Source organism: Streptomyces sp. AA1529 (genome assembly GCF_000280905.1).
GTDB lineage: Bacteria > Actinomycetota > Actinomycetes > Streptomycetales > Streptomycetaceae > Streptomyces.
Genome location: NZ_ALAP01000058.1, coordinates 21636 through 33851, shown reverse-complemented (window position 1 = coordinate 33851; position 12216 = coordinate 21636). Strand labels below are relative to the sequence as shown.

The window sequence follows — 12216 nt, the reverse complement described above, 5'->3', positions numbered from 1 at the left end:
GATGCGGGACGGGGCGGACATGGCGGTGGCGCGGGGCGTGCTGTGCGTCTCCGGAGCCGGTACGGAGATCGGGAAAACGGTGACCACGGCGGCGGTGGCGGCGTGCGCGCTGCGCGCCGGCCGTTCGGTGGCCGTGCTCAAGCCGGCGCAGACGGGGGTGGCGGCCGGCGAACCGGGCGACGTGGCGGAGGTGCTGCGGCTGGCCGGCGGCAGCGCGTCGGCACCCGGCGCGGTGACCGGCGCCGAACTGGCCCGCTATCCGGATCCGTTGGCGCCGGAGACGGCGGCGCGGCGCGCGGGGATGCCGTACGTGTCGGCCGGGGACGTCGCCGAGGCGGCCGGGAAGCTGGCCGCCTCGTACGACCTCGTCCTGGTCGAGGGTGCGGGCGGGCTGCTGGTGCGCTTCGACGGCGCGGGCTCGACGCTGGCCGACGCCGCCCGGCTGCTGGCAGCGCCGGTGCTGGTGGTCGTCGAGGCGGGGCTGGGCACGCTGAACACGGCGGCGCTGACGGCGGAGGCGCTGCGGGCGCGCCGCGTGGAGTGCGCGGGACTGGTGATCGGCAGCATGCCGGGGGCACCGGGCCTCGCCGAACGGTGCAACCCGACCGATCTGCCCCGGTACACCGGGCTGCCGCTGCTGGGGGCCGTCCCGGAGGGGGCGGGCGCGCTGCCGCCGTCGCGGTTCGGTGCCCGGGCGCCGGGCTGGCTGGCACCCGAACTGGGGGGTGCCGCCGATGCGGCGGCGCTCGGCTGAGCGCCGCCGCCGGTCTCTCACAGGGTCCAGGTGCGCAACTCGGCGGAGATCGCGGTCAGGTCGGCGGTGCCGTCCTTGACGAGCCGGGCCAGGTCGCGTATCCGCTCGGGAGAGGTGACGACCTTGAGTCCGCAGGCGACGAGGTAGCCGTAGGCCACGGCGGAGGCGAACAGCGCGTTGGAGCGCTCCAGGGCCGGTACGTGCAGCAGGAGTTGCAGCAGTGCGGCGGCGCGGTCGTGCGGTGCGGGGTAGACGGGGCGGCCGAAGACGGCGGCCTCGTGGCGGCTGACGGCGGCGACGAGCGCGCCGTAGTCGGTGACCCGGGGGTCGCCCGGGGTCTTCTGCTCGGCGAGGATCAGCAGCCAGGCGAGGTCGACGCGGACGCTCACGCGGCGGGCGGGCTTCCGGCCCCGCTCCCCGCATCCCGCTCATCGGCTCCGGCGGCGTCGAGTTCCTCGGCGAAGACGGACGCGTAGCTCTTCATGAAGTCGGCTGCCGCGTCCACGAAGGCGCGGCCCACCTCGGCCGCGTCCCGCTGGACGAGTTCCTCGATGTACCGGTTCACGCTCACGCCGCGGGCCAGCGCCCGCTCCCTGGCGGCCTGCGCCGTGCCCTCGTCCACCCGGACGTTCAGTTGCGTCTTCGCCACAGCACCACGCTAGCACCGCTCCGCTAGCGGTGAACAGGTGTACGGCGCGGACACGGGGGTTCCGGAACCCGGCCCCGGGCCCGTCTCACCGTGCCGGCCCCCTTCATGGACACGTTCGCTCCGGTGGTGGAAGCACGCGGCGGACGCCGGGCCCGGCACCGCCGACCGCCCCGGACGACCCCGCCGACCACCCGACCACCCGCCCACCAGGCGAAACGGCGTGGCGGCCGGAGGCGGCCCGTGCTGGGATGCGGGCCATGACGGATCTTGCGATACGCCCGGGGGCCGCGTCCGACATCGACCGGGTGCTGGCCTTCTGGCAGGAGGCGGCGGAGGGCACCAGCGTCAGCGACGACCGGGACGGAGTGGCCCGGCTCCTCGCCCGGGACCCGGAGGCCCTGCTGCTGGCGGAACAGGACGGGCGGCTGGTCGGCACGGTCATCGCCGGGTGGGACGGCTGGCGCTGCTCCCTCTACCGGCTCGCGGTGCTGCCCGCGCGGCGGCGGCAGGGCGTCTCCCGGGCCCTGCTGGCCGCCGCGGAGGAGCGCTTCGCGGCGCTCGGCGGGCGGCGCGGCGACGCCATGGTGTTGGACGCGAACGAGCGGGCACACCGGGTCTGGCAGGCCGCCGGTTACGCTCCGCAGCCCCAGTGGAGCCGCTGGGTCAAGCCGCTGGCCTCCTGACGGCCGGTTCCCGCGTGCGGGAACCGGGGGACCGTCCGGCCCGTTTACGCTGTACACGAAGCCGGGCCCGCACTCCCGCGGGCCCGGCACAGTCATCGGATCCGAAAGGTGTGAGCGTCCGCCCATGGGCGACCCTCCCAGTAGCAGCCTCCGACGTCGCGCGTACCGGCCACCGCTGTCCCACGATGGGAAGGAGGTGAACGGTCGATGACGGAAGTCCTGCTGCTGCTCGTGGCACTGCTGCTGTCCCTGGCCTGCGGCGGATTCGTGGCCGCCGAGTTCTCCCTGACCACCGTCGAGCGCAGCGAGCTGGAGCGGGCGGAGCAGCGCGGCGACCGGGGGGCCAAGAGCGCGCTGGCGGCCGTGCGGTCCCTCACCTTCCAGCTCTCCGGGGCGCAGCTGGGCATCACCGTCACCAATCTGGTCGTCGGCATGCTCGCCGAGCCGTCCGTGGCCAAGCTGATCGCCGGACCGCTGCGCTCGCTCGGCGTACCGTCCTCGGCCTCCTCCTCCGTCGCCCTGGTGCTCGGCACCGCGCTCTCCACGGTGGTGCTGATGGTGATCGGCGAGCTGGTGCCCAAGAACTGGGCGATCTCCCGGCCGCTGCCGGTGGCCCGGGCGGTGGCGACGCCGCAGCGGGCCTTCTCGGCGGCCTTCCGCCCGCTGATCCGCCATCTGAACAACACCGCCAACCGGGTGCTGCTGCGGATGGGCCTGGAGCCCACCGAGGAGCTGGCCTCGGCCCGCTCGCCGCAGGAGCTGGTGGCGCTGGCCCGGCACTCCGCCAAGGAGGGCGCGCTGGAGGAGGACACCGCCGACCTGTTCGTGCGCACCCTGCACCTGGCCGAGCTGACGGCGGAGAACGTCATGACGCCGCGGGTGCAGGTGACCTCGCTCGAGGTGCAGGCCACCGTGGAGGACGTCGCCAACGCCACCCGCGCCACGGGGCTCTCCCGCTTCCCCGTCTACCGGGGGAACCTGGACACCGTCGTCGGCATCGTCCGGATCAAGGACGTGCTGGCGGTACCCGCCGCCGAGCGGCGGCTGCGGCCGGTGACCGATCTGATGCGGGAGCCGCTGCTGGTACCCGAGTCGCTGACCGTCGACCGGCTGCTGGACCAGCTCTCGGGCGGCGACCGCAGCATCGCGGTGGTCATCGACGAGTACGGCGGCACGGCCGGCGTCGTCACACTGGAGGACATCATCGAGGAGGTCGTGGGCGAGGTGCGCGACGAGCACGACCCGCTGGAGACCCCCGACCTGGCCCCCGCCGGGGAGGACGCGGAGGGCAGGCCCGTCTACGTGGCGGACGGCGCCGCGCGCACCGATCAGCTGCAGGCCATCGGGCTGCGCACTCCGGAGGGCCCCTACGAGACGCTCGCCGGGCTGATCGCCACCGAGCTGGGCCGCATCCCCGCCGCCGGGGACACCGTGTCGGTCGGCGGCTGGGAGCTGACGGTCATGGACGCCGGCGGCCGCCGCGCCGCGCAGGTGCGGCTGTACGGGCCGAAACCCGGTGACGACCCGGCCGGGTCCGAGACCGGCGACCGGGCGGAGGCACAGCGATGACGGTGCTCCAACTGCTGATCGGGCTGCTGACGCTGGTGGCCAACGCGTTCTTCGTGGGCGCGGAGTTCGCGCTGATCTCGGTGCGCCGCGCCCAGATCGAGCCGCTGGCCGAGGAGGGTGACAAGAAGGCCCGCAAGGTGCTGTGGGGCCTGGAGCACGTGGCGCAGATGCTGGCCGCGGCACAGCTGGGCATCACGCTGTGCACCCTGGTGCTCGGTGTGGTCGCCGAGCCCGCCATCGCGCATCTGCTGGAGCCGGCCTTCCACGCGGCGGGCGTCGGGGACGGCGTGGCGCACGGCGTCTCGTTCGTGATCGCGCTGTCGCTGGCGACGTACCTGCACATGCTGCTGGGCGAGATGGTGCCCAAGAACATCGCGCTGGCCGGGCCGGAGCGGACCGCGCTGCTGCTGGGGCCGCCGCTGGTGGCGCTGTCGCGGGCGCTGCGTCCGGTGATCTTCGCGGTGAACTCGTTCGCCAACGCGCTGCTCAAACTGATCCGGGTCGAGCCGAAGAGCGAGGTCGAGGCCGCGTTCTCGGACGACGACCTCGCCCAGATGGTGGCCGACTCCAGTGAGGCCGGGCTGCTGGACGACCGCTCGACCGAACGGCTGCGCGACGCGCTGGAGCTGGGCAGGCGGCCGATCGCCGAGGTGGCGCAGCCGCTGCACAAGGTAGTGACGGCAGGCCGCGGCGTGACCCCCGAGGGGCTGGAGAACCTGTCGGCCGAGTCCGGGTTCTCCCGGTTCCCGGTGGTGGACGACGACGGTCGGGTGCTGGGCTATCTGCACGTCAAGGACGCGCTGGACGCCTCGCCCCGGGAGGCCGCGTTCCCGCTCACGGCGATGCGTCCCATCGCCCGGGTGCGGGCCTCGCTGCCGCTGGACGACGTGCTGGGGGCCATGCGCTCCAGCGGAACCCACCTGGCTGCGGTCACCGGCCCGGACGGACGGGCGACGGGTGTGGTGACCATGGAGGACGTGCTGCGCGAGCTGGTCGGCCAGGCGTAGCGGCAGCCAGGCCGGCCGTCGGCTCGGCCCGCCGGCCCGCCGGCTCATGGATCCGTGGCCCCGGGGGACACCGCAAGGTCGTTGCTCGGGGCAACGGGCTACCATGGGCGACCGTGACCAGTGCCGCACCCGCCCCGTCCGCGGAACCCGCCCGCCCGCCGGCCGCCCCTCGCTCGTTCGTCGCCCTGGGCGACTCGTTCACCGAAGGGATGTCGGATCTGCTGCCGGGCGGCGGCTACCGGGGCTGGGCCGATCTGCTCGCGGCCCGCCTCGCGGCCCGGGAGCCGGAGTTCCGCTACGCCAACCTCGCGGTGCGCGGCAAGCTGATCGGGCAGATCGCGGCCGACCAGGTCGCCCCCGCGGCGGCGATGGAGGCCGACCTGGTGACCCTGGTGGGCGGTCTCAACGACGTGCTGCGGCCCGGATGCGACACCGCGCGGGTCTGCGCACTGCTGGAGGAGTCCGTCGCCACCCTGGCGCCCTCCTGCGGGACGCTGGTGCTGATGCGCAGCCCGGGGCGCCGCGGACCGGTGCTGGAGCGCTACCGGGCCCGGATGGAGCAGCTCTTCGACTTCATCGACGGGCTGGCGGACCGGCACGGCGCGCTGGTGGTCGACCTGTTCGGCTCGGAGGCGCTGGGCGATCCGCGCATGTGGGCCGACGACCGGCTGCATCTGACGGCCGAGGGGCACAGCAGAGTGGCCGAGGCCGTCTGGCAGCGGCTCGGGCTGCCGCCCGGGAGCGACTGGAACACCCCCCTGCCGCCCGCCGCCGCACCCTCCTGGACGGCGCGGCGCGCAGCGGACGCGCGCTTCGCCCGGGTCCACCTGCTGCCCTGGATCGGGCGGCGGCTGACCGGCCGCTCCTCGGGCGACGGCCGCACCCCCAAGCGCCCGGAGCTGGCCCCACTGGCCTGCGACGAAACCGTCGGCTCCGGGGCCGCCCCGCCGCCGCCCGGGAGCGCCGGGGACCGCGCGGCCCCGTAGACTCGGGCGGCGTGAGTGACAAGCCGCGCATCCCGAACGTCCTGGCGTCCCGCTACGCCTCCCCCGAACTGGTCCGCATCTGGTCCCCCGAGTCGAAGATCGTGCTGGAGCGGCGGCTGTGGCTCGCCGTGCTCAAGGCACAGCGGGACCTGGGCATCGCCGTGCCCGAGGAGGCGCTGGCCGACTACGAGCGGGTGGTCGAGGACGTGGACCTCGCCTCGATCGCGGAGCGCGAGAAGGTCACCCGGCACGACGTGAAGGCGCGCATCGAGGAGTTCAACGCGCTGGCCGGGCACGAGCACGTGCACAAGGGCATGACCTCGCGGGACCTGACGGAGAACGTCGAGCAGCTCCAGATCCGGCTCTCCCTGGAGCTGGCCCGCGACCGTACCGTGGCCCTGCTGCAGCGGCTGGGCGCGCTGGCGGGCGAGCACGCGGCGCTGGTGATGGCGGGCCGCTCGCACAACGTCGCGGCGCAGGCCACCACTCTCGGCAAGCGGTTCGCGACCGGAGCCGACGAGCTGCTGGTCGGCTTCGAGCGGGTGGAGGAGCTGCTGCGCCGCTACCCGCTGCGCGGCATCAAGGGGCCGGTCGGCACCGCGCAGGACATGCTGGACCTGCTCGGCGGGGACGAGCAGAAGCTGACCGACCTGGAGCGCAGGATCGCCGAGCACCTGGGCTTCGGGCGCGTGTTCACCTCCGTCGGGCAGGTCTACCCCCGCTCGCTGGATCACGAGGTGGTCGGCACGCTGGTGCAACTGGCCGCCGCCCCCTCGTCGCTGGCCAGGACGATCCGGCTGATGGCCGGCCAGGAGCTGGTGACCGAGGGCTTCAAGGAGGGGCAGGTCGGCTCCTCGGCGATGCCGCACAAGATGAACACCCGCTCCTGCGAGCGCGTCAACGGCCTCATGGTGACCCTGCGCGGCTACGCCTCCATGGCGGGCGAACTGGCCGGGGACCAGTGGAACGAGGGCGACGTGTCCTGCTCGGTGGTGCGCCGGGTGGCGCTGCCCGACGCCTTCTTCGCGTTCGACGGGATGCTGGAGACGTTCCTGACGGTGCTGGACGAGTTCGGCGTCTTCCCCGCCGTGGTGGCCCGGGAGCTGGACCGCTACCTGCCGTTCCTGGCGACGACGAAGGTCCTGATGGGCGCCGTGCGGGCCGGGGTCGGCCGGGAGGTCGCACACGAGGCGATCAAGGAGCACGCGGTGGCCGCGGCCCTGGCGATGCGCGAGGGGGCGGAGCACAACGAGCTGCTGGACCGGCTCGCGGCGGACTCCCGCATCCCGCTCGACCGCGCCGCGCTGGACGCACTGATGGCGGACCGGCTCTCGTTCACCGGCGCGGCGGCCGCACAGACCGCGGAGATCGTCAGCCGCGTGCAGGAGGTCGCCGCGCTGCACCCCGACGCCGCCGGCTACCGGCCCGGAGCGATCCTCTGACTCCGCGGTTCACCGCCCGGGAGCTGGCGGCGGCCCGCGGCAAGCAGGTGCCGGACGTGGCGGCCGAGGGGCTGCGGGTGCTGTTCTGCGGTATCAACCCCGGGCTGCTCTCCGCCGCCACCGGCCACCACTTCGCCCGGCCCGGCAACCGGTTCTGGCCCGCGCTGCACGCCTCGGGGTTCACCCCGCGGCGGCTGCTCCCCGAGGAGGAGCGGGAGCTGCTCGCCCACGGGCTGGGCATCACCAACGTCGTCGCCCGGGCCACGGCGCGCGCCGACGAGCTGACCCGCGCGGAGTTCGCCGAGGGCGGGCGGCTGCTGGAGGCGAAGACGGCGCGGCTGCGGCCGAAGTGGCTCGCCGTGCTGGGCGTGACCGCCTACCGCGCGGCCTTCGACGTCCCGGGCGCTGCGGTGGGGCCGCAGGAGCGGCTGGTGGGCGGCGTGCCGGTGTGGCTGCTGCCCAATCCCAGCGGGCTCAACGCGCACTACACGCCGTCCGCGCTGGCCGAGAAGTTCGGCGAGCTGCGGGCGGCGTCAGCCGAGGACTGACGGTGCGCTCCTGCCCCGCTCCCCCGCGGCCGCCAGGAGCTGCAGCGGGATGTCCTCGCCGCACCGGGCCAGCCCGACGCCCACCCAGCGGTCCCCCACCGTCCACACGGCCAGTTCGGCGACCCGCCAGCACACCGTCCGCTCGGGCTCGGGCAGGGCGGCGCCCTCCGCGGCGGCCAGCAGATGCGGGCCGAGGTCGACCGTCTCCGGCTCGCCCCAGCGCCGGGACAGCAGGACGAGCAGCGCTTCGTGGTCGGCGCGGACTTCCCGCTCCGCTTCCAGGAGTTCGACCGCGTCGCCGTCGGGGTGCGGGTCCGCGGTACGTAACACGGCGGTCCGGGCGGCGGGGTCGGCCCGCAGTCCGTCGAGGGCGGCAAGGTGGTGCGCGAGGTGCATAGGAGCAGTCAACCGTGCGGCACCGACAGCCGGTTGGGCGGCCCTGCCGCCGCGGGCCGCCGCGGGTCCGCGGCACGGGGGCACCGCCCCGCCGGGCGGCCGCAGGTCGGCGCGGTGCGGCCACCGCTCGCCGTGTCCCCCCGCAGCGGTTACGATCCGCACCACACGCACAGGCAGGGAGGCGGAGCGTGAGCAAGCTGACCGGACGGGACCCCTCCCTGCTGCGGCGCATCAACTCCACGGTGGTCCTGCGGGCGCTGCGCGGGACGACGGCTCCGGCGGCGCTGACCCTCACCGAACTGGTGCGGGCCACCGAGTTGTCCCGGCCCACGGTCGAGGGCGTGGTCGAGGATCTGATCGAGGCGGGGCTGGTCGCCGAGGCCGCGGACGCGGCGGCGCGACCGGGCGGCACGGCGCGCCGCGGGCGCCCGGCGCGGAGCTTCCGGTTCCGCGCGGAGGCGGGCCAGCTGCTGGGCCTGGAGATCGGGCCGCACCGGGTGGCGGCCGTCCTCTCGGATCTGACCGGCCGGCTCACCGGGTCCCTGACCCGCGAGGTGGACGAGGCGGCGGAGGCCGAAGCGCGGCTGGAGCGGATCCGGGGCACCGTCGCGGAGCTGCTGCGGCGGACCGGCACCGCCCGGGACGCGCTGCGCGCGGTCGGCGTGGGCACTCCGGGCATCGTGGAGGCCGACGGCACGGTGCGGCTGGGCACGGCGCTGCCCGGCTGGACGGGACTCGCGCTGGGTGAGCGGCTGCGCCGCTCCTTCCGTTGCCCGGTACTGGTGGAGAACGACGCGAACGCCGCGGTGCTGGCCGAGCACTGGAAGGGTGCGGCGCGCGGCGTGGACGACGTGGTGATGGTGCTGGCCGGGCTGAGCCCCGGTGCCGGCTCACTGATCGGAGGTCGGCTGCACCGGGGCTTCGGCGGAGCGGCCGGGGAGATCGGGGCGCTGCACCTGCTGGGCCGGGAGGTCACGCCCGAGCGGCTGCTGTCCACGACGGACGAGCCGCTGCATCCGCTCGACGAGGCGGCCGTGGCCCGGGTGTTCGCGGAGGCCCGGGTGGGGGACGGACGGGCGCGACGGGCCATGGACCGCTTCCTCGCGCGGCTGGTGCACGATGTGGCGGCCCTGGTGCTGGCGCTGGACCCGGAGCTGCTGGTGGTCGGCGGCTGGGCCTCCGGGCTGGACGGGGCACTGGACCCGCTGCGCGCCGAGTTGGAGCGCTACTGCCTGCGCCCGCCGCGGGTGGCGCTCTCCCGGCTGGGCGACACGGCGGTGGCGACAGGGGCCCTGCGGGTGGCCCTGGACCGCACGGAGAGCGAGCTGTTCACCGTGGAGGGCGCCGGGACCGCCGGCTGACCACCGCACCCGCGGTGGCGTCGGCCCCGCGGGCGGGTGTCGGTCAGCTCGCCAGGACCGGTACCGGGTCCGTGTCGCTGAAGGAGAGCCGGCAGGTGTCGGCCCGGTAGGTCGCGACGGAGACCGCGGCGGTGCCGCCGTCGGACAGATAGCGCGTCGTGACGACCAGTACGGGCGCGCCGGGCAGCCGGTCGAGGCGGCGCGCGTCCTCGGCCCGTGCGGAGCCCAACTCGACCGTGCGGTCCTGCCCTCCGAAGGGGAGCCGGTGCAGCTCGCGCAGCACCGTGCGGGCGCGCGCCGCCCGGGAGCCGTCGCCCGCGGGAACGGGGGGAACCGAGGCGGTGGGGACGTAGAGGATCTCGGAGGCGACCTGCTGGCCGCCGGTCGTCCGGCTGCGGAGCACCACGTGGACGGGCGTGTCGGCCGCCACACCGAGGGTGCGGGCCACCGCGGCGGGGGCCGGGCCCTCCGCGTACTCCTCGGCGTGCCAGGCGTCGCCCGGGGCGCCGGGCCAGGTGTGCGGGCCGGACTCGGAGCCGACGTCGACGCCCACCCGGGGCGGTGCGACCGTGGTGCCGACGCCGCGGCGGCGCTGCAGGCGTCCTTCGAGTTCGAGCTGCTCCAGGGCCTGGCGGAGCGTCGCGCGGGCGACTCCGAAGCGGGCGGCCAGTTCGCGTTCGTTCGGCAGGATCTCGCCGACCGCGAACTCCGAGTCGAGCGCCTCGGAGAGCACCGTCCTCAGATGCCAGTACTTCGGCTCCGGCACCGTCTCCAACTGCGTGGTCCCCACCCTTGCCTCCGCAATCCCCGAACACCCGACGGACGGTGTGCGGCCGGTGTTTATGCGTCCTTGTTTTTTAAAGGTCCTTGCGTATGCCTACCGACCCTAGGACGCCCCCCACCCTTGGTCAAGACCAATGCCCCGGGGTCGGGCCGGCCCCTTGTCGCCCGACCCGCCGACTGCGATGATCGATCATCGATCACTTTGCCCGCCGCTGCCCGGAGGACCCCATGCCGCGCCCCCGCACCCCCGCCTCGCTGCGGCGTGTCACCGTCGTCACCGGTGCCGGACGCGGCATCGGGGCCGCCACCGCACTGCGGCTCGCGCGGGACGGCCACCACATCGGCGTCAACTACGTGGCCGACGAGGAAGCGGCCGCCCGCACCGCGGAGGCAGTCCGGGCCGCCGGGCGCGAGGCCGTCACCGTCCGGGCCGACACCGGCGACCCGGACGCGGTGGACCACCTGTTCGACACCGTGCGGGACGCCCTCGGCCCCCTGACCGGACTGGTCAACAACGCCGGTGTCTCCGGACCGCTCGGCCGGTTCACCGAGACCTCACCCGAGGTGATGCGGCGCGTCGTGGACGTCAACGTGACGGGAGCGCTGCTGTGCGCGCGGCGCGCCCTGCGGGAGATGTCCACGGCCCACGGCGGGCAGGGCGGCGGAATCGTGAACATCTCCTCCTGCGCCGCCACTCTCGGCTCCCCCGGCGAGTACGTGCACTACGCGGCGTCGAAGGCCGCGGTCGACGCCATGACGGTGGGCCTGGCCAAGGAGTTCACCGGCGAGGGCGTACGGGTCAACTGCGTGCAGCCGGGGTCGGTCCTCACCGAGATGCACGCGCGGATGGGCGACCCGGACCGGGCGTGGAAGAAGGCCGGGATCACCCCGGCCCGGCGCCCCGGGGAACCGGAGGAGATCGCCGACGCCGTCGCCTGGCTGCTCTCCGACGAGGCGTCCTACGTCTCGGGCGCGGTCCTCAGAGCCGCAGGCGGCCTGTGAGGCCGGACCGCTCGCCGGCCCCCGCCAGGTGGGCGAGCTTGGCCGGGTTGCGGATCAGGTGGACGGTCCGCACCTGTCCCCCGGCCACCTCCAGCGAGAAGACCGTGTCCGGCCGCCCGTCGACGGTCAGCAGCACGGCCGGAGCGCCGTTGAGCTCCAGGAAGCGGACCCCGAGCGCCGGGTCCCGCATGCCCTCCGGGGCGACGGCGGCCAGGAACCTGCTGATCCGGTCGGCACCGACGACGACCCGGCGCGGCGCCTTGGCCGCCCCTCCGCTGTCGGAGACGAGCCGCGCGTCCGGCGCCAGCACCGAGACCAGCCCCCGCACATCGCCCTCCGCCGCGGCCTTGAGGAACCGCTCGGTCAGCTCCCGGCGCAGCGCGGGGTCGACCTCGAAGCGCGGCTTCCGCTCGGCCACATGCTGCCGGGCCCGTCCGGCGAGCTGACGCACGGCCGCCTCGCTCCGCTCCAGCGTCCCGGCGATCTCCGCGTAGGGGAAGCCGAACGCCTCGCGCAGGACGAACACCGCGCGCTCCAGCGGCGAGAGGGACTCCAGCACCACCAGCACGGCCAGCGAGACCGACTCGGCCAGCATCGCGCGCTCGGCGCCGTCCGGGCCCGCCGCGGCCGGGGCCGGGCCGGTGGGCACCGGCTCGGGCAGCCAGGAACCGACATAGGCCTCGCGCCGGGACTGCACCTGGCGGAGCCGGTCGATGGCCAGCCGGGTGGTGACGCGCACGAGGTACCCGCGCGGCTCGCGCACCTGCGCACGGTCGGCCGCCGCCCACCGCAGCCACGCCTCCTGCACCACGTCCTCGGCGTCGGCCACCCGGCCCAGCATCCGGTAGGCGACGCCGTCGAGCACCGGGCGGTGTTCCTCGAAGACCTCGGTCGCGTCTGCGGTCACCGCGCCATCATGCCACCGGGTGCTGATCCGCAGGGCACACGGGGCTTCCCCGGACGGACGCTTGCTGACATCGTGTCAACGAGTCGCCGCGGCGACGCCCGTCCCCGGGACGGGGCTCCATGCCGCCGA

General features: G+C 75.0%; 14 protein-coding genes. 9 read left to right on the top strand and 5 right to left on the bottom strand.

The window, feature by feature from the left end:
- Position 1 precedes the first annotated feature (1 nt).
- Entirely contained in the window at positions 2 to 754 is a 753-nt protein-coding gene (gene bioD, locus A949_RS0117340; RefSeq protein ID WP_019357288.1) for a dethiobiotin synthase, read from the top strand.
- 17 nt (positions 755 to 771) lie between these two features.
- Here bioD and A949_RS0117335 read toward each other — a convergent pair whose 3' ends face one another.
- A complete protein-coding gene (locus tag A949_RS0117335; RefSeq protein ID WP_019357287.1) occupies positions 772 to 1143 on the bottom strand; it encodes a hypothetical protein in 372 nt (123 codons plus the stop codon).
- Positions 1140 to 1403, bottom strand: a complete 264-nt coding sequence (locus A949_RS0117330; RefSeq protein ID WP_019357286.1) for a hypothetical protein — start codon at positions 1401 to 1403, stop codon at positions 1140 to 1142. Before A949_RS0117330 ends, A949_RS0117335 begins: the two co-directional genes overlap by 4 nt.
- Before the next feature lie 257 nt (positions 1404 to 1660).
- Here A949_RS0117330 and A949_RS0117325 point away from each other — a divergent pair, with 257 nt between their 5' ends.
- From A949_RS0117325 to mug, 6 genes are all read left to right on the top strand, one after another.
- Entirely contained in the window at positions 1661 to 2086 is a 426-nt protein-coding gene (locus A949_RS0117325) for a GNAT family N-acetyltransferase (protein WP_026004751.1), read from the top strand.
- Positions 2087 to 2293: 207 nt separating this feature from the next.
- Positions 2294 to 3655, top strand: a complete 1362-nt coding sequence (locus A949_RS0117320) for a hemolysin family protein (RefSeq protein WP_019357284.1) — start codon at positions 2294 to 2296, stop codon at positions 3653 to 3655.
- The gene (locus A949_RS0117315) at positions 3652 to 4662 is read left to right on the top strand and encodes a hemolysin family protein (protein WP_019357283.1); all 1011 of its coding nucleotides are present in this window, start codon (positions 3652 to 3654) and stop codon (positions 4660 to 4662) included. Before A949_RS0117320 ends, A949_RS0117315 begins: the two co-directional genes overlap by 4 nt.
- Positions 4663 to 4871: 209 nt before the next feature.
- Positions 4872 to 5648: an SGNH/GDSL hydrolase family protein gene (locus tag A949_RS0117310; RefSeq protein ID WP_237735846.1), complete on the top strand. Its 777-nt coding sequence runs from the start codon at positions 4872 to 4874 to the stop codon at positions 5646 to 5648.
- An 11-nt stretch (positions 5649 to 5659) separates the two neighbouring features.
- Complete coding sequence (purB, locus tag A949_RS0117305) at positions 5660 to 7090, top strand: adenylosuccinate lyase (protein WP_019357281.1); 1431 nt, start codon at positions 5660 to 5662, stop codon at positions 7088 to 7090.
- A 47-nt stretch (positions 7091 to 7137) separates the two neighbouring features.
- Complete coding sequence (gene mug, locus A949_RS0117300) at positions 7138 to 7638, top strand: G/U mismatch-specific DNA glycosylase (RefSeq protein WP_019357280.1); 501 nt, start codon at positions 7138 to 7140, stop codon at positions 7636 to 7638.
- Here mug and A949_RS0117295 read toward each other — a convergent pair.
- Positions 7624 to 8034, bottom strand: a complete 411-nt coding sequence (locus tag A949_RS0117295) for a hypothetical protein (RefSeq protein ID WP_019357279.1) — start codon at positions 8032 to 8034, stop codon at positions 7624 to 7626. The two genes, mug and A949_RS0117295, sit on opposite strands and share 15 nt — an antisense overlap.
- A 188-nt stretch (positions 8035 to 8222) precedes the next feature.
- Between A949_RS0117295 and A949_RS0117290 the strand changes: the two genes are divergently transcribed.
- Entirely contained in the window at positions 8223 to 9395 is a 1173-nt protein-coding gene (locus A949_RS0117290; protein WP_019357278.1) for an ROK family protein, read from the top strand.
- A 43-nt stretch (positions 9396 to 9438) separates the two neighbouring features.
- Here the strand turns inward: A949_RS0117290 and A949_RS0117285 are convergent, their stop codons facing one another.
- Complete coding sequence (locus tag A949_RS0117285) at positions 9439 to 10185, bottom strand: GntR family transcriptional regulator (RefSeq protein WP_019357277.1); 747 nt, start codon at positions 10183 to 10185, stop codon at positions 9439 to 9441.
- A gap of 221 nt (positions 10186 to 10406) precedes the next feature.
- Here A949_RS0117285 and A949_RS0117280 point away from each other — a divergent pair, with 221 nt between their 5' ends.
- The gene (locus A949_RS0117280; protein ID WP_019357276.1) at positions 10407 to 11180 is read left to right on the top strand and encodes an SDR family oxidoreductase; all 774 of its coding nucleotides are present in this window, start codon (positions 10407 to 10409) and stop codon (positions 11178 to 11180) included.
- Here A949_RS0117280 and A949_RS0117275 read toward each other — a convergent pair.
- A complete protein-coding gene (locus A949_RS0117275) occupies positions 11158 to 12087 on the bottom strand; it encodes an RNA polymerase sigma-70 factor (RefSeq protein ID WP_019357275.1) in 930 nt (309 codons plus the stop codon). The genes A949_RS0117280 and A949_RS0117275 overlap by 23 nt on opposite strands.
- Between the last annotated feature and the right edge of the window lie 129 nt (positions 12088 to 12216).

Coding starts and splice junctions, on each gene's coding strand:
- bioD (WP_019357288.1), top strand. CDS start 2: ATGCGGGACGGGGCGGACATGGCGGTGGCGCGGGGCGTGCTGTGCGTC.
- A949_RS0117325 (WP_026004751.1), top strand. CDS start 1,661: ATGACGGATCTTGCGATACGCCCGGGGGCCGCGTCCGACATCGACCGG.
- A949_RS0117320 (WP_019357284.1), top strand. CDS start 2,294: ATGACGGAAGTCCTGCTGCTGCTCGTGGCACTGCTGCTGTCCCTGGCC.
- A949_RS0117315 (WP_019357283.1), top strand. CDS start 3,652: ATGACGGTGCTCCAACTGCTGATCGGGCTGCTGACGCTGGTGGCCAAC.
- A949_RS0117310 (WP_237735846.1), top strand. CDS start 4,872: ATGTCGGATCTGCTGCCGGGCGGCGGCTACCGGGGCTGGGCCGATCTG.
- A949_RS0117295 (WP_019357279.1), bottom strand. CDS start 8,034: ATGCACCTCGCGCACCACCTTGCCGCCCTCGACGGACTGCGGGCCGAC.
- A949_RS0117280 (WP_019357276.1), top strand. CDS start 10,407: ATGCCGCGCCCCCGCACCCCCGCCTCGCTGCGGCGTGTCACCGTCGTC.